This window comes from Kitasatospora sp. Root107, assembly GCF_001424875.1.
Classification (GTDB): domain Bacteria; phylum Actinomycetota; class Actinomycetes; order Streptomycetales; family Streptomycetaceae; genus Kitasatospora.
Genome location: NZ_LMCT01000020.1, coordinates 37,527 through 60,443, shown reverse-complemented (window position 1 = coordinate 60,443; position 22,917 = coordinate 37,527). Strand labels below are relative to the sequence as shown.

The following is a 22,917-nucleotide window of genomic DNA, read 5'->3' as shown; positions in this document are numbered from 1 at the left end:
ATGGTGCAGGCGGACGTTCTCCGGTGGCCGAGGACGGCGGTGGGGGTGACGGTGGCGAGCATCTCAGGCTCCAGGGGTGTGGGGGTGAGCCTGTCTGTCTGCAAGGTTCACCGCCGGGACCGGCCGGGAACAATGCGGAGCCCCTATAGATACGGGTGCGCAAACTAACTCATGCCTGATTCGGTGCCTCGAAGTGTGCGATGGCGCTGTGGACCTGTCCGAGGACGGCGTCGGTGTCAGCGTCCGCGTCGACGGTCAGTCCGGGTTCGTCGGCCTGCAGCGGTTCCAGGGCGTCGTACTGCGACTCCAGGAGTCCGGCCGGCATGAAGTGCCCGGCGCGGCGGGTGATGCGGGTGCGCGCGACCTCCCGGTCCAGGCTCAGGTACAGGAACCAGACGCCCGGGCCGGCGGCTCGGAGAGCATCCCGGTACTCCCGCTTGAGGGCGGAGCATGAGATGACGGCACCGACTCGGGCGCGGGTGGTGCCCCGGATCCACTCGGCCAGGCTCCGCAGCCATGGCTCGCGGTCCTCGTCGTCGAGTGCGTGTCCGGCAGCCATCTTGGCGATGTTCGCCGCCGGATGGAAGTCGTCGCCCTCCACGAAGGGCACGTCGCGTCGCCCGGCGAGGAGCCGGCCCAGGGTGGTTTTGCCCGAGGCGGAGACACCCATGATCACCACGATGGTCGGTGCCGGTCCCGATGTCTCCACAGCGTCTCTCCCGGGTCGCGCCTGAGCTGGACAGCCCTTCCAGGAGATCATGCGCGCGGTGCCACTGGGGCAGCGGCACGATTCAGCCATACGGGCTCCCACAAGGGCGTCCGGCCAGGCCACGCGCGGGCGGCCGCAGTGGCTTCACCCTGCTGTGGTGCAGGGGCCGACCGATCCGCTCGGTCGGAGGGGTTTGCCGCTGACAGTGATCGCTGTTGAGATCGCTGCATGAGCCACTCAAGCGCCGTGCCCGTCGGTCCCCCGGCCAAGATCCTGCTTCCCTACCCGCCCGCGCAGGTGGGCGGCCTGCCGGAGGTGGTGGCCGCGGTGTGGGACGGCCGGGGTGAGGGGCCGACCCGGCGGGTGCTCGACGAGGTGGAGTTCTTCGTCGTCCCCTACACCTACACGTCGGCCGCCGTCCCGCTGCTCGCCCGGATGCCCCGGCTGCGGGTCGTGCAGAGCCTGTCGGCGGGCGTCGAGGAATTGCTGCCCGCCGTGCCGACGGGTGTGGCGCTCTGCAACGCGAGGGGTGTCCACGACGCGAGCACGGCCGAGCTTGCACTCACCCTCGTCCTCTCGTCGTTGCGCGGCGTCCCGGGCTTCGTCCGGGCACAGGACGCCGCTGCCTGGCAGGGCGGTTCGTTCGCATCGCTCGCCGACCGCACGGTGCTGCTGGTCGGCCACGGCTCGATCGGTGCGGCCGTCGAGGAGCGGCTCGTGCCGTTCGAGTGCAACGTGCTGCGGGTCGCCCGCAGCGCCAGGACAGCAGCCCGTGGGCCGGTGCACGCCCTCGCCGACCTCCCGGACCTGCTGCCACGCGCCGATGTCGTGGTCCTGACCGTCCCGCTCACCGACGAGACCCGAGGGCTGGTCGACGCGGCCTTCCTCGCCGCGATGAAGGACGGCGCTCTGCTGGTCAACGTGGCCAGGGGCGCCGTCGTGGACACCGGCGCGCTTCTCGCCGAGCTGCGGGGCGGTCGACTGGCCGCGGCACTCGACGTCACCGACCCCGAACCGCTGCCCGCCGGCCACCCCCTCTGGCAGGCCCCCAACACCCTGATCACACCCCACGTGGGCGGCAACAGCTCCGCCTTCCTGCCCCGGGCCCTGCGCCTGATCCGCACCCAGCTGGAACGCTTCCTCGCGGGCGAACCCTTGGAGAACGTGGTCATCCCACCGGCTGCCTGAGTGCTCCGTCCGAGTGACACCGCCGCCCCGAATGGCCGAGCAGTGCGAGCCGTCCGTCCTCGTACCGGGCGCTGCCGACGAGTGTTGTCCGCGGTGCCGGTTTGCGGCCAGTGACGGGAGAGATCAGTGACCTCAGCTGTGGACGAGGGGCGGCGGCCGGTTCCGCCCATCCTCAGGGGACAGAAGGCCCTGGTGACCGGGGCGAACTCCGGCATCGGCAAGGCGACCGCGATCGGTCTCGGCCGTGCGGGCGCCGACGTGGTCGTGAACTACGTTTTCGGCCCGGAGGCAGCCGAGGAGGTGGTCGAGGAGATCAAGTCCTACGGTGTGCGGGCGTATGCCCATGAGGCCGACGTCTCCCAGGAGGACCAAGTCGTCGCGATGGTCGCGCGGATGGTCGAGGAGTTCGGCACGATCGACATCATGGTGGCCAACGCCGGGTTGCAGCGGGACGCCGCCATCACCGAGATGACCGTCGCGCAGTGGCAGAAGGTGCTGGACGTGAACCTCACCGGCCAGTTCCTGTGCGCTCGGGAGGCCGCGAAGGAGTTCGTCCGCCGGGGCGTCGTCCCCGAGGTGTCCCGTTCGGCCGGGAAGATCGTCTGCATGAGCTCGGTCCACCAGATCATCCCCTGGTCGGGCCACGTGAACTACGCCGCGTCGAAGGGCGGCGTCCTGATGCTGATGCAGACCCTGGCGCAGGAACTCGCCCCGAAGGGGATCAGGGTGAACGCCGTAGCACCAGGCGCCATCCGCACCCCGATCAACAAGTCCGCCTGGGACACCCCCGAGGCCGAGGCCGACCTCCTGCGGCTGATTCCCTACCGCCGGGTCGGCGACCCCGCGGACATCGCCAACGCGGTGACCGTCCTGGTCTCCGACCTGATGGACTACGTCGTCGGCACCACCCTGTACGTCGACGGCGGAATGACCCTCTTCCCCGGCTTCGCCACCGGAGGCTGACCGCGCCGCCGCCGCGCACGCCCTCTCCCCGTCCGGTCCACCGGCTGACCCCGCGGTCAGCCGGCACGAACCATCGAGGCCCGCATGAGCACCGCCGCACACCTCCTGGCGAACACCCCCGCGCAGCTGCTGCCCGCCCGGGAGCTGATGGCGTTCACCCTGGCCTCCCACATCCTGCTGGTGCCACTGGGCGTGGCGCTGCCCTTCGTCACGCTCGTGATGCACTACCGGGGGCTGCGCAAGGCCGACCCCGTCGCGCTTCTGCTGGCCCGCCGGTGGTCCGCCGTGATGGCCGTCCAGTTCGCCGTCGGCATCGTCACCGGCACCGTGCTGTCCTTCGAGTTCGGCCTGCTGTGGCCGGGCATGATGGGCCGCTGGGGGGACGTCTTCGGCCTCGGGTTCGGGGTGGAGGCCTGGGCGTTCTTCCTCGAGGCGATCCTGATCGCGATCTACCTGTACGGCTGGCGCCGGCTGAAGCCGTGGACGCACTTCTGGCTCGGCGCGCCGCTGCCGCTCGCGGCCCTGATGGGCGCCTTCGGCATCATCGCCGCCAACGCGTGGATGAACACCCCTCAGGGCTTCACCCTCGACGCGAGCGGCAAGCCCGTGAACGTCAGCGTCCAACAGGCGATCTTCACCCCCATGTTCGGCCCGCAGTACTGGCACTTCGCCGTCGCGATGTTCCTCACCGCCGGCTACGTGGTGGCCGGCGTCTACGCGGTCGGCTGGCTGCGCGGCCGCCGCGACCGCTACCACCGCCTCGGCTTCACCGTGCCGTTCACCATCGCGGCGATTCTCACCCCCGTCCAGTTCCTACTCGGCGACAACATCGCACGGCAGATCTTCCACAAGCAGCCGATCAAGTTCGCCGCCGCCGAGCTGGTCTGGGACACCGACACCCACGTCCCCGAGTACCTGTTCGGCCGGCTGCAGGAGGACGGCACTGTCAAGGGCGGCCTCAAGATCCCCCAACTCGACTCCATCCTCGCCGGGTTCAAGCCGGACACGCAGATCACCGGGCTCAGCTCGGTGGCGGCCGACGACCGCCCCACCGCGACCCAGGCGACCATCGTGCACTGGTCCTTCGACATCATGGCGACCGTCGGCAGCGTCCTGATCCTGCTCGTACTCTGGTACGCCTGGTGCTGGTGGCGGCGCCGCGACCTGCCGAAGTCCCGCTGGTTCTTCCGCTGCGCCGCCGTCGCCGGCGTGGCCAGCCTGGTGACCGTGGAGTGCGGCTGGATCACCACCGAGGTCGGCCGGCAACCCTGGATCGTCTACCAGAACATGCGGGTGTCCGAGGCGGTCACCCCCACCTCCGCCGGCTCGCTGTGGACCATGCTCGGCATCGTCGTCGCCGTCTACGTGCTGGTCTTCGGCGCGTTCCTCAGCGTGCTGCTGAAGATGCGCAGCCGATGGCGGCTTGCCGACTCCGGCTCCGCGCAGGAACTCGCCGAGGGTCCGGAGACCGACACGCCGTACGGACCGCGCCCGGAACCGGCCGTCGGCGCCCCGGGCACCCACCGAGCACCCGGGAGCGAGCAGTGACCGCGAATGTCGTCTCCTGGATCCTGCTGCTCGCGATCGCCGCCTACGCGTGCGGCGGCGGCGTCGACTACGGCGCCGGGTTCTGGGACCTGCTGGCCGGCGGCGCCGATCGCGGGAAACGCCCGCGCTGGCTGATCGACCACGCCATGGCGCCGGTCTGGGAGGTCAACAACGTCTGGCTGATCTTCGTGCTGGTCCTGATGTGGACCGGCTTTCCGGTGTTCTTCCAGACGGTGTTCACCGCGCTCTGGCTCCCACTGGCGCTCGCCGTTGTCGGCATGGTCCTGCGCGGGGCCGGGTTCGCCCTGCGCAAGCCCACCCGGCGGCTGGCCGAGCGCCGCATCTACGGTGCCGTGTTCGCCGTCTCGTCGCTGCTCACGCCGTTCTTCCTGGGCGTCGTCATCGGCAGTGTGGCCTCGGGGCGGGTCGCACCCGGCACCACCGCCTCGGCCGATGTCTGGGCCAACACCACCTCGATCACGGCCGGACTGCTCACCGTGGCGGCCACCGCCTTCCTCGGCGCGGTGTTCCTCACCGTGGACGCCCGCCGCTTCGGGGCCCACGACCTCGTCGGCTACTTCCGGCTCCGCGCCTGGATCAGCAGCGCCGCCCTGCTCGTGATCGGCGTGATCGGTCTGACCGTGACCGACCCGCACGCCTCGTACGTCCACCACGGGCTCACCCACGGCGTCGGGCTCGTCCTGGTCATCGTCGCCGTGGTGGCCCTGGCGGTCACGGCGTGGCTGGTCGCGGGCACGGCCGCCGGATGGGCGCGGTACAGCTCGGTGGCCGTCGTGGCGCTGCTGGTCGCCGCCTGGGGATTCGCCCAGCGGCCCTACCTGGTGCCCACCTCGCTGACCGTCCAGCAGGGCGCCGGCGCGAGCGCGACGCTCCAGTGGATGCTGATCGTGGCGGCCGTCGCCCTCGTGCTGATCGGCCCCGCGCTCGTCGTGCTGTACCGCCTCGACACCCACGGCGTGCTGGAACCCCTCACCGACGAGGACGTCGCGAAATGACGGCTGACCGCGGCGGGCAGCGACGACGGTCCCCGGCCTTCCCCTGACCGGCCGGCGATCGCCCTGATGCTGGTGCCGGTGATCCAAGGAGCAGCTGCAATGACATCGAGTCAGGTCCTGGTCGGCATCGGACTGATCGTGGCCCTTGCCGTCGGCTCCCAGCTGCTGGCGAGCCTGCTGCGGATTCCGGCGATCCTGCTGCTGCTGCCGGCCGGATTCGTCGCGGGTGCGCTGACCGACGACGTCAACCCCGAGAAGCTGCTGGGCCCCGCCTTCTCCCCACTGGTCTCGCTTGCCGTGGCGGTGATCCTCTACGACGCCGGACTCGGGCTGGACCTGCACCGGCTCAAGGGCCACACCCGCACGGTCGTGGTCCGGCTGATCTGGCTCGGGGCCCTGGTCACCTGGGTGTCGGCGGCGCTGCTCGCCGTCCCCATCGTCGGTATGTCGAGGAGCGCGGCCGTGATGCTGGGCGCGATCCTCGTGGTCAGCGGCCCGACCGTCGTCGGGCCGCTGCTGGGCTTCGTCCGCCCGACCGAACGGTTGCAGCGCATCCTCGTCTGGGAGGGCTCCCTGATCGATCCGCTCGGCGGCATCCTCGGGGCGATCGTGTTCCACGGGGTCCTGGCCGGCGAGCAGGAAGGACTGGCCAGCCAGCTGGGCCAGTTCAGCGGCAGCGCGGCGGTCGGACTGGCCGGCGGGGCCGTCGGAGCCGCGGTGCTCTGGCTGCTGCTGCGTCACCTCCGCCTCGGCGAGACGCTCGGCACGACGGTGCAGCTCGCCGCAGTGGTCTCGGTGGCAGCGGCCTGCGATGCCTTCCGGGACGACACCGGCCTCATCGCCGCCGTCGTCATGGGTATGGCCCTGGCCAACCTGCCGGGGCTGGACATGCCCGCCCGCCGGCCCTTCTTCGAGACCCTGGTCTCGCTGATCATCGGTGTGCTGTTCATCTCCATCTCGGCCACCGTCACCCCGCAGTCCCTGCGCCACGTGATGCTGCCCACCCTCGGTCTCGTCGCCGCCCTCGTCCTCGTGGTCAGACCCCTGGTGGCGCTGCTCTCCACCGCCCGCACCGACGTCCCGTACCCGCAGCGCTGGTTCATCGGCTGGATGGCCCCCCGCGGCATCGTCGCCGCAGCCACCGCGTCCACCTTCTCCGTCTCCCTGGTCCAGGCCGGCATCGGGGGCGCGCAGAAGATCCTTCCGGCCACCTTCGTCGTGATCGTCGCCACCGTCATGGTGTACGGCCTGACGGCGCTCCCGGTGGCCCGGTGGCTCGACGTGCGCCGCTCGGCGCGGTCGCGGCCGCTGCTGGTCGGCGGCGACCCCTGGGTGGTCGAGCTGGGGCGGGCCCTGCGCTCGGCGGGCCTGGACGTGCTCATGTGGGCAGGCCTCGACCGCCAGCGCCAGAGCATCACGGATGCCGGACTCGACCTGGCCCCCGGCGAACTGCTCGCCGCCGCCACCGGTGCCGGAGCCGAGTTGGAGGGCATCACCGATGTGCTCCTGCTCACCGACGAGGACGACTTCAACGCTCTCGCGTTGATGACCCTCAAGGAGACGGCGGAGGGCCCCGTTCACCGTCTGGCGCCGCCCACCCGCAGCCACGGCGTGGTCGCCCCCTACACGGGCAGCGAGGCGCTGTTCGGCCAGGGCCTCAACCGGCCCGAACTGGCTCGCCGGTACGCGGGCGGTGCCCGGATCGTCAGCTACCGGGTCGACGGCGGCATCCCCGCCGGACACGACCTGCTGTTCCTGGTGCGGCCGGACGGGCAGCTCTCCGCGGTCACCGGGACCACCGCGCCCACGCCGAACGGCGGCGACATCGCCATCCTTCTGACACCTCCGCCCAAGTCCCCGCGCTAGCTCATCGGATGCGTTCGGCGATGTGGTCGCCGACACGCATCGCGTTGGCGATGGCGGTGAGCGACGGGTTCACGGCGCCGATGCTCGGGAAGAAGCTGGTGTCCACGACGTAGAGGTTGTCGAGGTCGTGGGCCTTGCAGTCGACGTCGAGCGCGGAGGTCTGTGGGTCGGTGCCGAAGCGGACGGTGCCGGCCTGGTGTGCGGTGGCGCCGATCGGCATGCCCTTGTGCAGGTAGAGGCTGTGGGGGAGGAGATGGTGCGGGTGCATGCCGAGCTTGCCCAGCATGCCGTGCAGCTTGTGCTGCAGCCGCTTCAGCCCCTCGATGTTGTTCTTCTCGTCCAGCGCGAGGTGGATGTCGCCGTTGTCGTCGAGCGTGACGCGGTTGCCCGGTTGCGGGAGGTCCTCGCCGCAGAGCCAGAAGTCGACCGCGTGGTGGGCGAGCACCTCGAAGGGCATGTCGGGCGAGGCCAGGCCGGCCCAGCGGGGTGCCTCGCCCTTGATCTGGTCGGAGTCGGACTTGCCGAGCATCTGGATGCCGCCGAGCGGGAATTCCCAGTCGTCGGCGCCCAGGTACCAGTCGTTCAGCGCGAGGGTCTTCTGGAACTGCGTGTCGTTCGGTTCTCTGGAGACCGCCATCAGGGCAAGGTTGTTGTGTCGCATGTAGTTACGGCCGACGGTGTCGGAGCTGTTGGCCAGGCCCCGGGGATGATGTTCGCTGGCCGAACGCAGCAGCAGCGCGGCGGAGTTCACCGCTCCACAGGCGACGGCGACGATGTCGCCGCGGAAGCGCGCCTCGGAGCCGTCCTCCAACTCCGCCACTACGCCGGTGACGGTGCGTCCGGTGGGGTCGGTCTCCAGTTTCCGGACGTTGGCGCCGGTGACCATCCGGACATTGTCGTGCTCCAACGCCGGCTCGACGCAGATCACTTGGGCGTCGGCCTTGCCGCGGACCAGGCAGGGGAAACCGTCGACCCGGTTGCAGCGGATGCACACGCTGTCGTGGGTCGCGCCGCCCTTGGCGTCCTGGGTGAGGTTGACGCCGATGGGCAGGTGGAAGGGGTGCAGGCCGTGCTTCTCCAGGTCGTCGCTGAGTTGCTGGATCCGCGGTTCGTGCTGCACCGGCGGGTGGGCGTACTGGGCGCTGACCGGCCCCTCGCCCGGGTCCTCGCCGTGGTGGCCGTGCACGAGGTAGAGGTGTTCAGCCTGGGTGTAGTACGGCTCCAGGTCCTCGTAGCGGATCGGCCAGGCGGGGGAGAGGCCGCCGTGGTGGCGGATCTCGCCGAAGTCCTCGGGGCGCAGGCGGAACAGTGCGGCGCCGTAGAACTTGGTGTTCCCGCCGACGTAGTAGTTGACCTCGGGCGGGAACTGGTCACCGTGTTTGTCGTACCAGAACTCGGGGGCCCGGTACTTGCCCCTGACGAAGACGGCGGTGGACTCCCAGTTGTCCCGCTCGCGGGGGAGGTAGCCGCCGCGCTCCAGGATCAGGATGCGCTTTCCGGTCGGCGCGAGGCGGTGGGCGAGTGTGCCGCCGCCCGCGCCGGTCCCGATGATGATGACGTCGTACTGCTGGTCGTCGGCCATGGCGGCCACCTTGCTGTTGTCGGAATGGGGGCTCTGCCGGTGGAGACGGACGGGGTCAGAGGAGCGCGATGGGGTTGACGGGCGAGCCGGTCGCCTGGGGGAGCCGCAGTGGTGCGATCACGCAGAGGAACGACCAGCGGCCCTCCTGCGCACAGACCGGCGCCAGATCCTCGAACTGGAGGTAGTCGAGGAGGTGCAGCCCGAGCGCGTGGATCCCCAGCACGTGGACGGGGAAGTCCACGCCGTCCGTGAGGCTGGGGGCCGTGTCGTTGTTGCCGTCGCCCCCGAGGACGGCCACCCGGCGCTCGGCCAGGAACCGGACGGCGTCCGGGTGGAGCCCGGCGCGGCTGTGTGCCGCGTCCCAGGGGCCGGCCTCGGTCCGTCTGCGGCGGTGGCCGACCCGGACGAACAGCAGGTCGCCCTCACTGACCCGGACGTGCTGCGCCTTCTCCGCGGAGGCCAGGTCCTCGGCGGTGACGTGGTCGCCGGGCTCCAGCCACGGCACGCCGCGCAGCCGCGGGATGTCGAGCAGGACGCCGCGGCCGACGATGCCGTCGCGCGCGATCTCGACGGAGAGCGCGGTGGCACCGTCCGTGGTGACGGTGGTGGCGGGGATGCTGCCGTACAGGGTGCCGTCGTAGACGACGTGGCAGAGGGCGTCGAGGTGGCTGTCGGCATCGCCGTGCACGTTCATGCTGAACCGGTCGGTGGCGAAGTGCAGTCCGCCGGCGTCGGCCACGGCCTCCGGCGCGCTGGTGAGCCGGTGGCCCGCGGGCTGCGGGTTGTCAGGGGCCGGCTCGGTCTCGACCGGTGCGGCCATCGTCACCGTCCGGCCGACGCGGACCTCGCCGGCCGCGGCCCTGACGTGCTCCGGGGTGATGATGTCCAACGCGCCCCGGGCGCTTCCGACGGCCGACTGCTTCAGCTTCCGGTAGAGGGCCGTGAACTCGTCATGGCTCTGGCGTAAGGGGTGGCCCGGCCGGTTCTGTGCCTGCATGAACACCGCTCCTGATGTCTTGTCAGTCACGCTGCCGGTCGAGGGCCTGGTCCAGGGTGCAGGCCGCCATGATGAGCGACAGGTGGGTGAACGCCTGCGGGAAGTTGCCGAGTTGCTCGCCACTGGGGCCCACCTCCTCGGCGAAGAGACCGACGTGGTTGGCGTAGGTGTGCATCTTCTCGAAGGTGTAGCGGGCGGGCCGCAGACGCCCGGCCCGGGCCAGCGCGTCGACGTAGAGGAAGGTGCAGAGGCTGAAGGTGCCTTCGGAGCCGCGCAGCCCGTCGGGGGAGGCGGCCGGGTCGTAGCGGTAGACGAGGCTGTCGGACACCAGGGTGCGGTCCATCGCGTCCAGAGTGGACAGCCAGGACGGGTCCCGGGGGGCGACGAACCCGACGCGGGGCATCAGCAGCAGGGAGGCGTCCAGGACGGCATCGCCGCCGTAGTGCTGGACGTAGGCCTGCTCCTTCTCGCTCCAGCCGCGCTCCATGACCTGCTTGAGGATGGTGTCGCGGGCATTCGTCCACCGGTCGGTGTCGGCAGGCCGGCTGAACTCGGCGGCCAGGCGCAGGCCGCGGTCGAAGGCGGCCCAGCACATCACCCGGCTGTAGGTGAAGTCCTGGCGTCCGCCGCGGGTCTCCCAGATGCCCTCGTCGGGTCGGTCCCAGGCGTCGGCCAGCCAGTCCAGGGACCGGGAGAGCACCTTCCAGCCCCGGTAGCCGGCCTGGATGGCGATCTCGCGCCCCTCCGACAAGCCGTAGAGCGCCTCGCCGTAGATGTCCAGTTGCAGCTGGTCGGAGGCCGCGTTGCCGAGCCGTACCGGCGCGGAGCCGCGGTAGCCCTCCAGATGGCCGAGGATCTCCTCCGTCAGCAGCGGCTCGCCGTCGACCCGGTACATGATCTGCAGCGGCTCGCCGTCCCTGCCCGCCGACTCGCGCAGGCGGTCGCCGAGCCAGTGCGTGAAGTCGGTGGCCTCCTCGACGAAGCCGAGGTCGAGCAGGGCGCGGATGGAGAGGGATCCGTCGCGTACCCAGGTGTAGCGGTAGTCCCAGTTGCGCTCGCCGCCGACCTGTTCCGGCAGGCCCATGGTCGCCGCGGCCACCGGTGCGCCGGTGGGGGCGTAGGTGAGCAGCTTGAGGGTGATGGCGGAGCGGTTGACCATGTCGGGCCAGCGGCCCCGGTAGTTGGAGCCGTGCACCCACTTCTGCCAGAAGTCGGCGGCGTCCCAGAGCTGTTGGGTCGTCCCGTCGACGGTGGGCGGCGGCGGGGCGTGGCCGTCGGCGTCGCAGACGGTCAGGACGACCGCCGCCGATTCGCCGACGTTGAGCGTGACGGAGCCTCGCAGGTCGTCGCCGTCCCGTTCCACCGGGAAGGTGCTCTGGAAGTACGCCTGGACGCCCGGCGCCCGGAAGACGGCGAAATCGGGCCGCAGGTCGAGTTCGTGGGTGGCCCGGCCGTAGTCGAACCGCGGGCGGCACTCCATCTCGAAGCGGACGGTGCCGCGCACTGTGCGCGCGGTCCGGATCAGGGTGTGCCGGTCGGTCGGGTTACGGCTGGTGTTCGGCGGCATCCAGTCGATCACCTCGCCCACGCCGTCGGGGGACATGAAGCGGGTGACCAGGACGGCGGTGTCCGGGTAGTAGAGCTGCTTGCAGGAGGCCTCCGGATCGACGTCCGCGAGCCGGAAGTAGCCGCCGCGGTCGTGGTCGAGCAGGGCGGCGAAAATGCTGGGGGAGTCGAAGCGGGGTGCGGCGAACCAGTCGACGACGCCCCGCGAGGTCACCAGCGCGGCGGTCTGCAGATCGCCTATGAGGCCGTGCTCGGCGATGGGAGGGTAACGGTCCATGAGTGTCCCCAGGTCAGAGCGGTCCTTTGGTTTCACTATCGGCGAGGACCGTCGGACGCGCCCGCTGCGGCGGCCAACCGGACATCCGGCGCGCGGCGTTGCCGTGGCAGACCGGTCTGCGTGAGGGATCCTGCAGAGGCCGGCAGCTTGCCGGGATGCCGGATCTCGTGGAGGTTCAGGATTGGACATGATCCATGTCCGCGCGGTGAGCCCGCCGGACCTCACCGACCAGGTCGTCGATCTCCTTTCGGGCGACCCCTCCGTCCTCAACCTGATCGTGCACCCTGGTGCGGCGCGCAACCCGGACGGCGACGCCCTCGTCTGCGACGTGCTGACCGGCGCGGCGAACGACGTCCTGCGTGCCCTACGTGCGCTGCGCCTGGACAGCCGGGGCTCCATCGTCATCGAGCCGGTGGACATGGCCTTCGTCGGAGGGGGCACCGGGGCCGGGGCACGCAGACTCGGTGCACTCACCCACGCTCCCATCTGGGACCAGGTGGAGGCACGGATCCGGGCCGGGGGGACGTACGCGCCGAGCTTCTACCTCTACCTGGTCGTCGCCGGCCTCATCGGCGCGGTCGGGATCGTCACCAACTCCCAGATCCTGATCGTCGCCGCCATGGTCGTCGGCCCCGAGTACGGGGCCATCGTCAGCATCGCGCTGGGCATCGACCAGCGTGACGGCCGACGGATCCGCCGGGGGCTGCACGCGCTGCTCGTGGGCTTCCTGCTGGCCATCGTCATCACGTTCCTCTTCAGCCTGCTGATCCGCGGATTCGGCTTCGAGTCGAAGGCGTTCAGCCTCGGTGTGCGGCCGGTCTCCCACCTGATCAACACCCCCGACTTCTTCTCGTTCGCGGTCGCGGGGCTGGCCGGGATCGTCGGCATCGTCTCGCTCACCGAGGCGAGGACGAGCGCCCTGCTGGGCGTGTTCATCTCGGTCACGACCATCCCGGCGGCGGCGGACATCGCGGTGTCCGTCGCCTTCGCGAGCTGGAGCGAGGCCTGGGGCTCGCTCATCCAGCTGCTGGTCAACATCGTCGTGCTGATCGTGGTGGGCACCGGCACGCTCCGCTGTCAGCGGGAGATCTGGCGCCGGGTGGGCGCCCGGCGCGAGCGGGGCGCCCGGCAGTAGGGCGTCCCCGGTGCGGTGTTGAGCCGCTGGAATGACGTTCGGTGACTCGCCGGACAGTCGGGGACCGGAGACGCCGAGCATGCCACCGTGCCGTGATACCACGGCCTTGAGGCTTGTCGACCGACGTATTTCAGACGACCTTCTGGTGCTGAGGAGACGATGAGCATGCCGACCACACCCGTCGGACCGCCTGCCGCCGCACCGGATCCGTTCGCACTGATCCGCACCCGCAAGTACGTGGTGCTGCTGGTGATGACGGCGCTACTCGGCATCCCGATCTCCGCGGTGGCGTTCGGCTTTCTCGCCCTCGTGTCCGAACTCCAGTCGCTGACCTACACCGACCTTCCCAAGGGTTTGGGCTTCAACGGAACGCCGTCGTGGTGGCCGATCCCGCTGGTCGCCGTGGGCGGGCTGCTGGTGGCGCTGACCATCCGCTACCTGCCGGGGTCGGGCGGGCACAAGCCGGCCGAGGGCCTGGTCACCAAGGGAGCGCCGTCGGCGGCGGAACTGCCCGGTATCGCGCTCGCGGCGGTGGCGTCGCTGGCAGCAGGGGCGGTGCTCGGGCCCGAGGCTCCGCTCATCGCGCTCGGCGGGGGGCTCGCGGTGTTCGCCGTCCGGGCGGCGAAGCGTGACATCCAGCCGAACGCGAGTGCCGTGCTGGGGGCCGCAGGGAGCTTCGCGGCTGTCAGCACGCTGCTCGGCTCCCCCCTGCTCGGCGCGTTCCTCCTGATGGAGGCGGCCGGGCTCGGTGGCGCGGTGATGGGTGTCGTCCTGGTGCCCGGCCTGCTCGCGGCCGGCGTCGGTGCGTTGATCTTCACCGGTCTGGGGTCGTGGACCGGCCTGGGCACGTACTCGCTGGTCCTTCACCAGGTGCCGCACGCCGGCCGGCCCGACATCGCCGGGTTCGGCTGGGCCCTCGCCATCGGGGTGGCCGCGGCCCTCCTCGGGACGGGGATCCGTCGGACGGCCCTCTTCCTGCAGGCCCGGGTCGAGCGGCGGCGGGTGGTGGCCACCGTCCTGACCGGTGCGCTCGTGGGAGTGGCCGCGCTGGTGTACGCCGAATGGACGGGCAAGGAGGCGTCCGACGTGCTGTACTCGGGCCAGAGCGCGCTCGGCCCGCTGCTGGCCGGTCAGGCCGGCTACTCGGCAGGCACCCTGACGATCCTTCTGGTCTGCAAGTCGATCGCCTACAGCCTTTCGCTCAGCGCCTTCCGCGGCGGCCCGGTCTTCCCGTCGATGTTCGTGGGAGCGGCGGGCGGGCTGGCCCTGGCCCATCTCCCCGGGCTGGACGTGACGTCCGGCTTCGCGATGGGCGTCGGAGCGCTGTGCGTGGCGATGCTGAAACTGCCGATGACCGCGGTCCTGCTGGCCACGCTGCTCCTGGGAACGGAGGGCATCACCGTGATGCCGCTGGTGATCGTCGCGGTCGTGGTCTCCTACGTCCTCTCACTCAGGCTCACCCCCGCACCGGCGTCGGCTCCCACGCCGGTGTCCCCGTGAGCCCGTCCGTGTCGGGGCCGGGTGATAGTGCCGGAACCGGGGCCGTCCGCGATGATCGGAGGTGAGCGCACACCGTGCCCGCCGTGCGCCGTGGTCCCGTTGGGGGCGATGGCCTTCCCGGCGGGAGCGTCCGAAGCCCGTGCGGCGACAACGGTTCACGGGTAAGCCGGTCTGGAGGGTCCCGATGGCTGAACACCTTGCTGCTTCGCTCCGCACCGTACCCGGCGAGACGCCCGCGGAACGAGTGGCCCGCGGGAAGGCGGCCCGTCGCGACGTGCCACGTTCGAGCCACGCCGAGTACCGGCCGTCGGCGACCCGGTTCGACCCGGTGGACGTCCTCGAGAGCCAGTCGGCGACCAGGGTGCCCGAACTCGTCCCGATCCGGTACGGCCGGATGACCGAGTCGCCGTTCCGCTTCTACCGCGGCGCCGCCGCGATCATGGCCGCCGACCTCGCCGGCACCCCGAGCTCCGGAATCAGGGCCCAACTGTGCGGTGACGCCCACATGTTGAACTTCCGGCTACTCGCCTCGCCGGAGCGCCGGCTGCTGTTCGACATCAACGACTTCGACGAGACGCTGCCCGGCCCGTGGGAGTGGGACGTCAAACGCCTGGCGGCCAGCCTGGTCATCGCGGGCCGGGCCAACGACTTCACGGACGCGGAACGCGCCGACATCGTGCAGACGACCGTACGCTCCTACCGCGAGGCGATGATCCGGTTCGCGGGTATGCGCAACCTCGACGTCTGGTACGCCCGGATCGACGAGGACCGCCTTCAGGCCGTGTCGGGCGAGGAGTTGGCCAAGCGAGGACGCAAGCGCCTGACCCGGGCGATGGCCAAGGCCAAGACCCGCGACGGCCTGCAGGTCTTCGACAAACTCACCGAGAGGGTGGACGGGCAGGCCAGGATCGCCGCCGACCCGCCGCTGCTCGTACCGCTCGCCGACCTGCTTCCCGACGTCGAACGCAGCGTGCTCGAAGGCGAGTTCCGCCAACTGATCGAACGCTACGGCCGCACCCTCGCCTCGGACCGGCGCACCCTGCTCGCGGACCACCGCCTGGCGGACGTGGCCCGCAAGGTGGTCGGCGTCGGCAGCGTCGGGACCCGCTGCTGGATCATCCTGCTGCTCGGCCGGGACGGCGAGGACCCGCTGTTCCTCCAGGCCAAGGAGGCCGACACCTCGGTGCTCGCCGCCCACGTCGGTGCGAGCGAGTACGAGAACCAAGGCGAACGGGTGGTCTCCGGTCAGCGGCTGATGCAGGCCGCCAGTGACATCTTCCTCGGCTGGGAGCGGGTCGACGGGATCGACGGCCGGCGCCGCGACTTCTACGTCCGCCAGCTGCGGGACTGGAAGGGCATCGCCGAGCCGGAACTGATGGTGCCGGACGGAATGAGGGTGTTCGGCGAGATCTGCGGCAGCACCCTGGCCCGCGCCCACGCGCGGTCCGGGGACCGGATCGCGATCGCCGGTTACCTGGGCCAGAGCGACGCCTTCGACCGTGCGCTGGTGACGTTCGCCGAGAGCTACGCCGACCAGAACGAGCGCGACCACCAGGCGCTGGTGGCCGCGGTACGCGACGGGCGGGTCACAGCCGCGGCCACCGAACCGGCCTGATCCACACGCTCAGCTGTACCAGGAGGCCTCTGTCAGCCGTGCCCTGCGAGGCACCTCCCGCTCGAGCATGGGGAACTCGGTGCCGTTGTCCACCAGGACGCTGGCCGGTTCTCCCCGGACCGGGCCGGGCAGTGCCACCTGAACGTCAATCCGTCGCGGGGGTTGGGTGGGCAGGACCGTGGTCAGCGACCGCAGTTGAGCATGGTGGCCGTGGACGTCCATGGCCGCCACCTCCTTGCCGTCCACCAGGAGCTCGAGCGCCCGGGCGCCGCCCAAGTGGACGCCGACGGTCACGGAGCAGCCGTCGTGTTCACAGTGGAAGTGGTAGTCCCGGCCCATGACCGCCTCCGATCGTGGCGAATCCCCCGAGTCCATCGTGACACCCGGTGACGGAGACTGCGAGGTCAAGAGCTGCCGACTGCGTACCCCGGGGTAAGTGCGACGCTACGGAGGGTTGCGGATGCGGTGGATCCGGGTCGGCTGGCTGGTTGGCGCGGCTGAACCTGAGTCCCCGGGACGGGGTGGGTCGGCCCAACGGAGTGCTGACGAGCGTGACTTGGAGTCAAGGGGGGCAGTGGGCGGAGGGGCTCAGTCAGCGCTTCGGCCTGGTCCATGTCGACTTCGCGACTCAGCGGCGTACTCCGGGGGCCGCCTCGTACGCCTGGTATCGCGACCTGATCGCCGCTCAGCGGGCTCACTGGGAAGCATAGTTGGAGCCTGCGGCGGCTGTAGCCTTCGACATCCGTGTGAGCAGCAGCCGGGCCCGGCCGGGGACTCGCCGAGCAACCCGCTCTCCCTGTGCGAACGCGAGGTGCTGCGGCTCGCCGCCCAGGGTGCGGGCGCGGCGCACATCGCCGGATGTCTGTTCCTGTCCAAGGAGACCGTGCAGAATTACGGTCCCGACGCTCACCTGGGCACTCGTCGACTGGAGCGCGCGAGCAACCCGAAACGGCGGACGGCGCCTGGGCCTTCCGGGTCAGCCTCTACTCGTCCGTCGACCCTTTACTGAAACGGCCCTGCTGCAGCTCGGGCACCTGTCGCTCGCACTCTCGGACGCCTGAGCCAGTGTCAGCCCACCTTCTGGAGTGCACATGCGCACACGCCCTATGGCCTTGACCGCCTCCGTCGCCCTGCTGGCGCTTGTCAGCAGCGCTGTCCCCGCGTCGGCCGAGCCGCGCGGTTCGAACCTGCGGCACCACCGACCGGCCCGACCCGCGGTGGCTCCCTGAGTCCCAACTGGGCAGGCTACTGAGTGGTGGGCGGCATCGGTGCGTTCAAGTATGCGAAGCCACCTCAGGAATCCCACGCCCTGCGGGACTCCGCCGAGGTGATCGTCGAGGGGCACGACGAAGCGAACCTGCCGCTGGCCAACTTCGGGACGGTCCAGTTCGGGCGCGTCCAGGCCGACGGAACGTCGCTCTGGGACCTCGATCCGACCATGATCGACATGACCGTTCCGGACGGGGAGAACGTCAGGGCCGCCACCTCGCCGCTGACGGACGGGAGGGACTCTCGGTGACGTGGAAGGCTTACTGACCACCGACCGAGGGCCCGCGCTACCGGGTCTCGGGACGGAGAAGTCCCATGGAAGAGGCACCCGCAGCCGTCGAGACGGAGGACGGCCGCTGGTCAGGCCCACTTGATGGAGCAGCCCATGCTCGCCCGGTGGGGTTCCGGGACGGGCTTGCCGGCCAGCACCAGACCGATGGCGTGACGCAGCAGCTCGCCGGTGACGGGATTCCGGTTGCCGGGTGTGGACTCGTCCATCGCGCCTCGGTAGGCCAGCTCCCGGCGGGTGTTGTAGAGGAAGAAGTCCGGTGTGCAGGCGGCGTGGTACGCCCGGCCGACGGACTGGTCGACGTCGACGAGGTAGGGGAAGGTCCAGCCCGTGCGGGCCACCTGGGTGCGCAACCCGTCGGCGTCGTCGGTGGGCGCGATGGCCGGGCTGTTGCTGCAGATCCCGGCGACTGCCAGGTCCGGGAACTCGCCGACCAGCTGGCCGAAAGCCTGCTCGACATGCCTGACATAAGGGCAGTGGTTGCACAGGAAGGCCACCAGCAGGGCCGGTGCGGTGGTGAAGTCGTCCCGTGCCACGGCCCGGCCGTCGATCGTGGGCAGCGAGAAATCGGGCGCGGGCGTGCCGAGCGGGACCATGGTGGACGTGGCAGCCATCTGGCTCACTTCCTCCGACTGGCTACTGTGGCCGGTGCGTGTAGCCCCATGGTCGCTCTGCGGGGGCAGTGGTTGCCACTGGCCCCGCCCTCCCGACGCCGCGCTGACGGGCACCCTGGCGGGTGACGCCAGAGCCCGCAGACGCGCCGAACGCCGTTGTCAGGCGCTCGACCGCGCGCTCAGAACTCGGAGTTGGCGAACCAGCGCGCCAGCAGCTCCTGGTCTCCCGTGTGCTCGAAGACCTCCGCGTCGAGGGGCAGGCGGCCGTAGACGAGCAGCAGCAGACCGGCTGCGGCTCCCCGGACGGTCGCATCGGCGGCGTCCGCTCCCTCGCCGGCCGGGTCGAGCCCGAAGCCGTCGGGCCGCAGCCGGACCAGCCAGTCCCCGTCCCCGTCGGTGCACCGGAACCGGATGGTCTCGCCGTCGCCGCGGAGGTTGGCCACCTTGGGAGCGAAGGAGGTGGCGAAAGGCAGATTCACCAGGAATTCGTCCACGCCGTCGACCGCGAGCGCACGGTCGATCCCGGGCCGGATCCCCAGCGCCAGTTCGGCGTCGACCCGGTGCAGCAGGGTCTCGAACAGCATCCGGCGCGCCCAGAACCGGGCGTGGGGATCGGCGCCCCACGCCCACATCGGGGTGTCCGGGTCGGTGGCCGCGAACGCGCCCGCCGCCTCGGTCGCGCTGTCGGCCAGCCAGTCGGCCCAGCTGCCCTCCCGCGCCGGCAGCCGCAGGTCGACGTCGCGGCTGCGCGGGGGCTCCTGGATGCGCCCGCGCAACAGGACGGAGAACCAGCGCTGCACGCTGCCGGTATGCCGGACCAGGTCGGCCATCGTCCAGCCAGGGCAGCTGGGTACCGGGGTCGCCAGGTCGGCGCCCTTCACCGCCGCCACGAACCGGGCGGTCTCGGTCGCGACGGCGGCGCGGTGGTCGACCGGGGATGGTCCGTGCTCGGGGCGGTCGGAGGTGCTCATCGTGTCGTGCCTCTCGGAAGGTTGCCGGTTCTGACGGTGTCTCAGGATGCCGCTGTGGTCTCAGCCGAGCGGCTTGTCGAGGATCGCCTTGCCGTGGCTGAAGTCCCGGTCGACGCGGGACGCATATCCGCGCGCGGCAGCTTCTCCCAGCACATCCGGCGTGCCGATGATCCCATGGCCCTGCTCAGGCCACGGGGTGACCTCGGCCCAGTAGGTCTCCAGCCAGTCGCTGAGAGCCACGGGTCGGCTGAGTGGGGCCAGATGCCCGCCTGGGCATCTCCTGCGGGGTGATGCCCAGGCGGTCCTGGGCCACACGCCGTTGGAACCCGGCGGGGAAGAGCCGGTCGTCCCGCCCGATCAGTACCTTGGTCGGCACCTCAGGAGGTCGGGTCGGTCATCAGGGGCTCCCTGGTCCTCGGTCGGCCGGGCCTCGGACACCTGGGTCCCGAAGCCACTCCCGGTCTCGAGCATGCTGTGCATGATCTTGTTGGCGATCTCTCCGGCCACCGGCGCGTTAGAACCGGTTCTGCCACATTATGCGAGGGTTGCCGAGGATCGGGGCGACTCCCCGGACAACTGATCCGCCGTCAACCTCGACGTCCGAAGGCGTCGGCGCGGGCGGTGAGGTCCCCTTCGGTACTGTGGTGGTCCGGGTGACGAGGGGTGGGCACGGTGGGGGCAGGAATCGGTACGGCCCGGTGGCGTAGGCCGGTCGCCGTGCTGCGGGCCCGGCTGCTGGACGAGATCAACGCCACCGTGCACGGGGACGACCTGCACCTGGAGCGCTACGACCAACCGGCCGGGGACCCCGGGCTCTTCGGTCCGGACAGTGTGGTGTGGCGGGTGCACGGGCATCCGGCCGGGATGCTGGTGGGCGGCTTCGCGGCTCTGCTGCTCCAGTCCCTGCACCCGCTGGCGATGGCCGCCGTCGACGCGCACTCCGACTTCCGGGCCGATCCGACCGGGCGGCTCCACCGGACGGCACGGTTCGTCACTACCACCACGCTCGGCTCGACGGCCGCGGCCGAGCAGGCGATCGCGGCCGTGCGGCGGATCCACCTGCGGATCCGGGGCACCACGCCCGACGGCCGCAGCTACCGGGCCGACGATCCGGAGCTGCTCACCTGGGTGCACGTCGCCGAGGTGCACTGCTTCCTGACCGGCTATCAGCGCTTGGCCGCCACGCCGCTGACCGCCGCCGAGTGCGACACCTACTTCGCCGAGGTGGCGATCATCGCCGAACGGCTCGGCGCCACGGCGATACCCAGGTCCCGGGCCGAAGTGGCGTACTACCTGGACCGGATCAGGCCTGAGCTGCGGGTCACGCCGCCCGCGCTGGAGGTGCTCCGGCTGTTGCGCGGTTTCGGGCGCAGCCGTCGCGAGCGGCTTGCCGTCCGGCTGCTGACGAACGCCTCGATCGACCTGCTGCCGGGCTGGGCCAGGGCCGAACTCGCCGTCCGCCGCCCCTGGTTGGTCCGGGTCGGCTGGGACCGTCCACTGGCGTGGGCGGGCGGCCGGATCATGGTCTGGGCCTGCGGTCCCTCCCAGATCCGCGCCGCCGCGCATGCCCGGGCGACCTCCGCGAAGCCGTAGAAGTCGGGTCAGAGCGGCAGGGTGAGTTCCAGCCCGCCGGAGTCGGCCGTGCCCAGGGCGAGTGCGCCGGTGACCTCGGCGGGCAGGGGGCGCAGGCCGAGCAGCCCGGCCGTCAGTTCGGCCGCCGCGCGGTGCCAGTCGGCGGAGCGGCGGAGCAGGGCGTGGCCCGAGCCGTGCACCGTGTAGCCGGCCACCCGGGCGCCCGCCTCGCGGGCCCGGGCGGCCAGGACGCGGGTTGCCTCCGGCTCGGTGATCCGGTCGCGGTCGCCGTGCAGGGTCAGCACGGTGCGACCCTTGAGCTGGTGCACCGGGTCGTCCGCCGGGCACCAGGGGGCCAGCGCGATCACGCCCGTCACGCACGGGTGCCCGGCGGCCCGGAGCGCGGCCCGGCCGCCCATCGAGTGCCCGACCAGCACGGTCGGCACCGGGCCGAGCTCCTCGGCCAGGTCGCACAGGGCCGCCGTGGCGTCCCGGGCGGCGTCGGCCCGGTCGCCGTTCCAGCCCCGGTAGCGGTAGCGCACCGAGCCGACCGCGATCCCGGTCCCCGCCGTCTCGCGCGCCACCGCATGGGCGAAGCCCTGCATCCGCAGGCCCGGCAGGTTCACCGGCCCGGGGCGGCGCTCGCTCGCCACCTGCCCGCCGTGCAGCACCAGCACCGCCGCCTCGGCCCCCTCGGTCGCCCCGCGCCACGCCAGCGCCTGGTGCCCGGCGACCCGCACTCTGTTCATTTCCACGACTCCAACTCTGACCACCCACCAAGGGACGGCCACTGTACGCCCGAATGCCGTTGCCCCGGAGGCATCGTCCGACGGGCCCGCCCTGGGCCGGGGTTCGTACAGTGGTGGATGCCGGAGCAGCCGACTGAGAGGCCGTCACCATGAGCGAGAGCGCCGCCCGTCCCGTCCGCGCCGAGATCGGGGTGATCGGGGGCTCGGGCCTCTACGCGCTGCTGGACGACGTGACCGAAGTGGTGGCGGAGACGCCGTACGGGGCGCCGAGCGACGCGATCTTCGTCGGGGAGGTGGCCGGCCGGTCGGTGGCGTTCCTGCCTCGGCACGGGCGGGGCCACGCGCTGCCGCCGCACCGGATCAACTACCGGGCCAACCTGTGGGCGCTCCAGTCGCTGGGCGTGCGCCAGGTGCTCGGGCCGTGCGCGGTGGGCGGACTGCGGGAGGAGTACGGCCCCGGGACGCTGGTGGTGCCGGACCAGTTCGTCGACCGGACCGACGGACGGCAGCAGACCTACTACGACGGCCTGCCGCTGCCCGGTGGTGGCAGGCCCGAGGTGGTGCACGTCTCGATGGCCGACCCGTACTGCCCCGACGGGCGCCGGGTCGTGCTGGCCGCGGCCCGCGACTGCGCCTGGGAGCCGGTGGACGGCGGGACCCTGGTGGTGATCGGCGGGCCTCGGTTCTCCAGCCGGGCGGAGTCGCGCTGGTTCGCCGGGAACGGCTGGTCGGTGGTCGGTATGACGGGTCATCCGGAGGCCGTGCTGGCTCGCGAGTTGGGCCTCTGCTACACCTCGCTGGCCCTGGTCACCGATCTGGACGCCGGGGTGGAGAGCGGGGAGGGTGTGACCCACGCGGAGGTGCTGGAGGTGTTCGGGCGGAACGTGGACCGGCTGCGCACCGTCCTGTTCAAGGCGCTGGAGAGCCTGCCGGCGGCCCGCGACTGCATCTGCTCGCACGCCCTGGACGGCCTGGAGACCGGTCTGCCAGGCGTCTGACCCGCCGTCACCCGGGCAGACAGGCCTAGCGGTGCAGCCACTCCGTCAGGGCGGTGGAGACCTGGACCGAGACGCCGGGGGAGCTGCCGTTCTCGGTGCACCAGAGCAGGTCGTCGACGGCCCGGGCCTGGGACCAGCGGCGGGCCCGTTCCGGGTCCAGCCCGGCGGCCTCGACCACCCGGGCCAGCCGCAGTTCCAGGGCGGCGCGGGTGTCTCCGGTCGTGGTCAGGGCGGTCCAGCGGTTGCGGAGGAAGGGGAGCAGATCGAAGGCCGGCTCGCCGATCAGGCCCTTGGGGTCGATGGCCAGCCACTCGGAATGGCGCCCCGCCAGCACGTTGCCGTGGTGCAGGTCGCCGTGCACCACGACAGGCGCGTGGTCGCCGCCGAGTTCGCGGCAGGCCGTGACGGCGGCGTCCAGGTACCGACGCGGGCAGGGCTCGCCGAGCCGGGCCCAGTCGGCGGGGAGCTGCTCCGCCCAGCGGTCGGCCAGATG

22 protein-coding genes and 1 pseudogene are annotated in these 22,917 nt (G+C 71.3%); 13 read left to right on the top strand and 10 right to left on the bottom strand.

What is annotated here, in order from left to right:
- Positions 1–169: 169 nt before the first annotated feature.
- The gene (locus ASC99_RS19175) at positions 170–709 is read right to left on the bottom strand and encodes a gluconokinase (RefSeq protein WP_235583072.1); all 540 of its coding nucleotides are present in this window, start codon (positions 707–709) and stop codon (positions 170–172) included.
- A gap of 228 nt (positions 710–937) precedes the next feature.
- Here ASC99_RS19175 and ASC99_RS19170 point away from each other — a divergent pair, with 228 nt between their 5' ends.
- The 5 genes from ASC99_RS19170 to ASC99_RS19150 all read left to right on the top strand — a co-directional run bounded on the left by ASC99_RS19170 (position 938) and on the right by ASC99_RS19150 (position 7,290).
- Positions 938–1,897, top strand: coding sequence for a 2-hydroxyacid dehydrogenase (locus tag ASC99_RS19170; RefSeq protein ID WP_057233640.1), 960 nt, complete (start codon positions 938–940; stop codon positions 1,895–1,897).
- Positions 1,898–2,065: 168 nt separating this feature from the next.
- Positions 2,066–2,860, top strand: a complete 795-nt coding sequence (locus tag ASC99_RS19165) for an SDR family oxidoreductase (protein WP_369825131.1) — start codon at positions 2,066–2,068, stop codon at positions 2,858–2,860.
- Positions 2,861–2,944: 84 nt separating this feature from the next.
- Positions 2,945–4,408 (top strand): cytochrome ubiquinol oxidase subunit I, encoded by a 1,464-nt coding sequence (locus ASC99_RS19160; protein WP_057233635.1) that lies wholly within the window; start codon positions 2,945–2,947, stop codon positions 4,406–4,408.
- A complete protein-coding gene (locus ASC99_RS19155; protein WP_057233633.1) occupies positions 4,405–5,424 on the top strand; it encodes a cytochrome d ubiquinol oxidase subunit II in 1,020 nt (339 codons plus the stop codon). The genes ASC99_RS19160 and ASC99_RS19155 overlap by 4 nt, the downstream gene beginning before the upstream one ends.
- Positions 5,425–5,523: 99 nt before the next feature.
- On the top strand, positions 5,524–7,290 hold the full coding sequence (locus ASC99_RS19150) for a sodium:proton antiporter (protein ID WP_057233631.1): 1,767 nt from the start codon (positions 5,524–5,526) through the stop codon (positions 7,288–7,290).
- Between the two features lies 1 nt (position 7,291).
- Here ASC99_RS19150 and ASC99_RS19145 read toward each other — a convergent pair whose 3' ends face one another.
- The 3 genes from ASC99_RS19145 to ASC99_RS19135 are packed head-to-tail and all read right to left on the bottom strand — an operon-like array spanning position 7,292 to position 11,712.
- Positions 7,292–8,872 (bottom strand): GMC oxidoreductase, encoded by a 1,581-nt coding sequence (locus ASC99_RS19145; RefSeq protein WP_057233629.1) that lies wholly within the window; start codon positions 8,870–8,872, stop codon positions 7,292–7,294.
- Between the two features lie 55 nt (positions 8,873–8,927).
- Positions 8,928–9,869: a cyclase family protein gene (locus tag ASC99_RS19140; RefSeq protein WP_057233626.1), complete on the bottom strand. Its 942-nt coding sequence runs from the start codon at positions 9,867–9,869 to the stop codon at positions 8,928–8,930.
- 22 nt (positions 9,870–9,891) lie between these two features.
- Complete coding sequence (locus ASC99_RS19135) at positions 9,892–11,712, bottom strand: glycoside hydrolase family 15 protein (RefSeq protein WP_057233624.1); 1,821 nt, start codon at positions 11,710–11,712, stop codon at positions 9,892–9,894.
- A 181-nt stretch (positions 11,713–11,893) separates the two neighbouring features.
- On the opposite strand from ASC99_RS19135, the gene ASC99_RS19130 reads away from it, so the two are divergent.
- The 3 genes from ASC99_RS19130 (at position 11,894) to ASC99_RS19120 (ending at position 15,962) form a co-directional block, all read left to right on the top strand.
- Positions 11,894–12,847, top strand: a complete 954-nt coding sequence (locus ASC99_RS19130; RefSeq protein WP_057233622.1) for a DUF389 domain-containing protein — start codon at positions 11,894–11,896, stop codon at positions 12,845–12,847.
- 165 nt (positions 12,848–13,012) lie between these two features.
- The gene (locus ASC99_RS19125) at positions 13,013–14,347 is read left to right on the top strand and encodes a chloride channel protein (protein WP_057233620.1); all 1,335 of its coding nucleotides are present in this window, start codon (positions 13,013–13,015) and stop codon (positions 14,345–14,347) included.
- 184 nt (positions 14,348–14,531) lie between these two features.
- Complete coding sequence (locus ASC99_RS19120; protein WP_057233618.1) at positions 14,532–15,962, top strand: DUF2252 domain-containing protein; 1,431 nt, start codon at positions 14,532–14,534, stop codon at positions 15,960–15,962.
- 9 nt (positions 15,963–15,971) lie between these two features.
- Here the strand turns inward: ASC99_RS19120 and ASC99_RS19115 are convergent, their stop codons facing one another.
- Positions 15,972–16,301: a hypothetical protein gene (locus tag ASC99_RS19115; protein WP_235583071.1), complete on the bottom strand. Its 330-nt coding sequence runs from the start codon at positions 16,299–16,301 to the stop codon at positions 15,972–15,974.
- A gap of 233 nt (positions 16,302–16,534) precedes the next feature.
- Between ASC99_RS19115 and ASC99_RS40705 the strand changes: the two are divergent.
- From ASC99_RS40705 to ASC99_RS19110, 3 genes and pseudogenes are all read left to right on the top strand, one after another.
- Positions 16,535–16,672, top strand: a pseudogene (locus ASC99_RS40705) (family 1 glycosylhydrolase); the annotation flags it as partial.
- On the top strand, positions 16,624–16,971 hold the full coding sequence (locus ASC99_RS41725; protein ID WP_082598458.1) for a LuxR C-terminal-related transcriptional regulator: 348 nt from the start codon (positions 16,624–16,626) through the stop codon (positions 16,969–16,971). The pseudogene ASC99_RS40705 and the gene ASC99_RS41725, both read left to right, overlap by 49 nt.
- A gap of 246 nt (positions 16,972–17,217) precedes the next feature.
- Positions 17,218–17,481 carry a G1 family glutamic endopeptidase gene (locus ASC99_RS19110; protein WP_162257897.1) on the top strand — a complete coding sequence of 88 codons (264 nt, stop codon included), beginning with the start codon at positions 17,218–17,220 and terminating at the stop codon, positions 17,479–17,481.
- Between the two features lie 110 nt (positions 17,482–17,591).
- Here ASC99_RS19110 and ASC99_RS19105 read toward each other — a convergent pair whose 3' ends face one another.
- From ASC99_RS19105 to ASC99_RS19095, 3 genes are all read right to left on the bottom strand, one after another.
- Positions 17,592–18,134: a thioredoxin family protein gene (locus ASC99_RS19105; protein WP_057233611.1), complete on the bottom strand. Its 543-nt coding sequence runs from the start codon at positions 18,132–18,134 to the stop codon at positions 17,592–17,594.
- A gap of 179 nt (positions 18,135–18,313) precedes the next feature.
- Positions 18,314–19,105, bottom strand: coding sequence for a maleylpyruvate isomerase family mycothiol-dependent enzyme (locus ASC99_RS19100; protein ID WP_057233609.1), 792 nt, complete (start codon positions 19,103–19,105; stop codon positions 18,314–18,316).
- A gap of 60 nt (positions 19,106–19,165) precedes the next feature.
- Positions 19,166–19,345: a hypothetical protein gene (locus ASC99_RS19095; RefSeq protein WP_057233607.1), complete on the bottom strand. Its 180-nt coding sequence runs from the start codon at positions 19,343–19,345 to the stop codon at positions 19,166–19,168.
- 432 nt (positions 19,346–19,777) lie between these two features.
- Between ASC99_RS19095 and ASC99_RS19090 the strand changes: the two genes are divergently transcribed.
- Positions 19,778–20,698, top strand: coding sequence for an oxygenase MpaB family protein (locus ASC99_RS19090; protein WP_235583069.1), 921 nt, complete (start codon positions 19,778–19,780; stop codon positions 20,696–20,698).
- Positions 20,699–20,706: 8 nt separating this feature from the next.
- Here the strand turns inward: ASC99_RS19090 and ASC99_RS19085 are convergent, their stop codons facing one another.
- Entirely contained in the window at positions 20,707–21,426 is a 720-nt protein-coding gene (locus ASC99_RS19085) for an alpha/beta hydrolase (protein ID WP_082598445.1), read from the bottom strand.
- Between the two features lie 149 nt (positions 21,427–21,575).
- On the opposite strand from ASC99_RS19085, the gene ASC99_RS19080 reads away from it, so the two are divergent.
- On the top strand, positions 21,576–22,424 hold the full coding sequence (locus ASC99_RS19080) for an S-methyl-5'-thioadenosine phosphorylase (protein ID WP_057233604.1): 849 nt from the start codon (positions 21,576–21,578) through the stop codon (positions 22,422–22,424).
- Between the two features lie 25 nt (positions 22,425–22,449).
- Here ASC99_RS19080 and ASC99_RS19075 read toward each other — a convergent pair.
- A partial coding sequence (locus ASC99_RS19075) for an aminoglycoside phosphotransferase family protein (RefSeq protein ID WP_235583068.1) occupies positions 22,450–22,917 on the bottom strand: 468 nt, incomplete at its 5' end.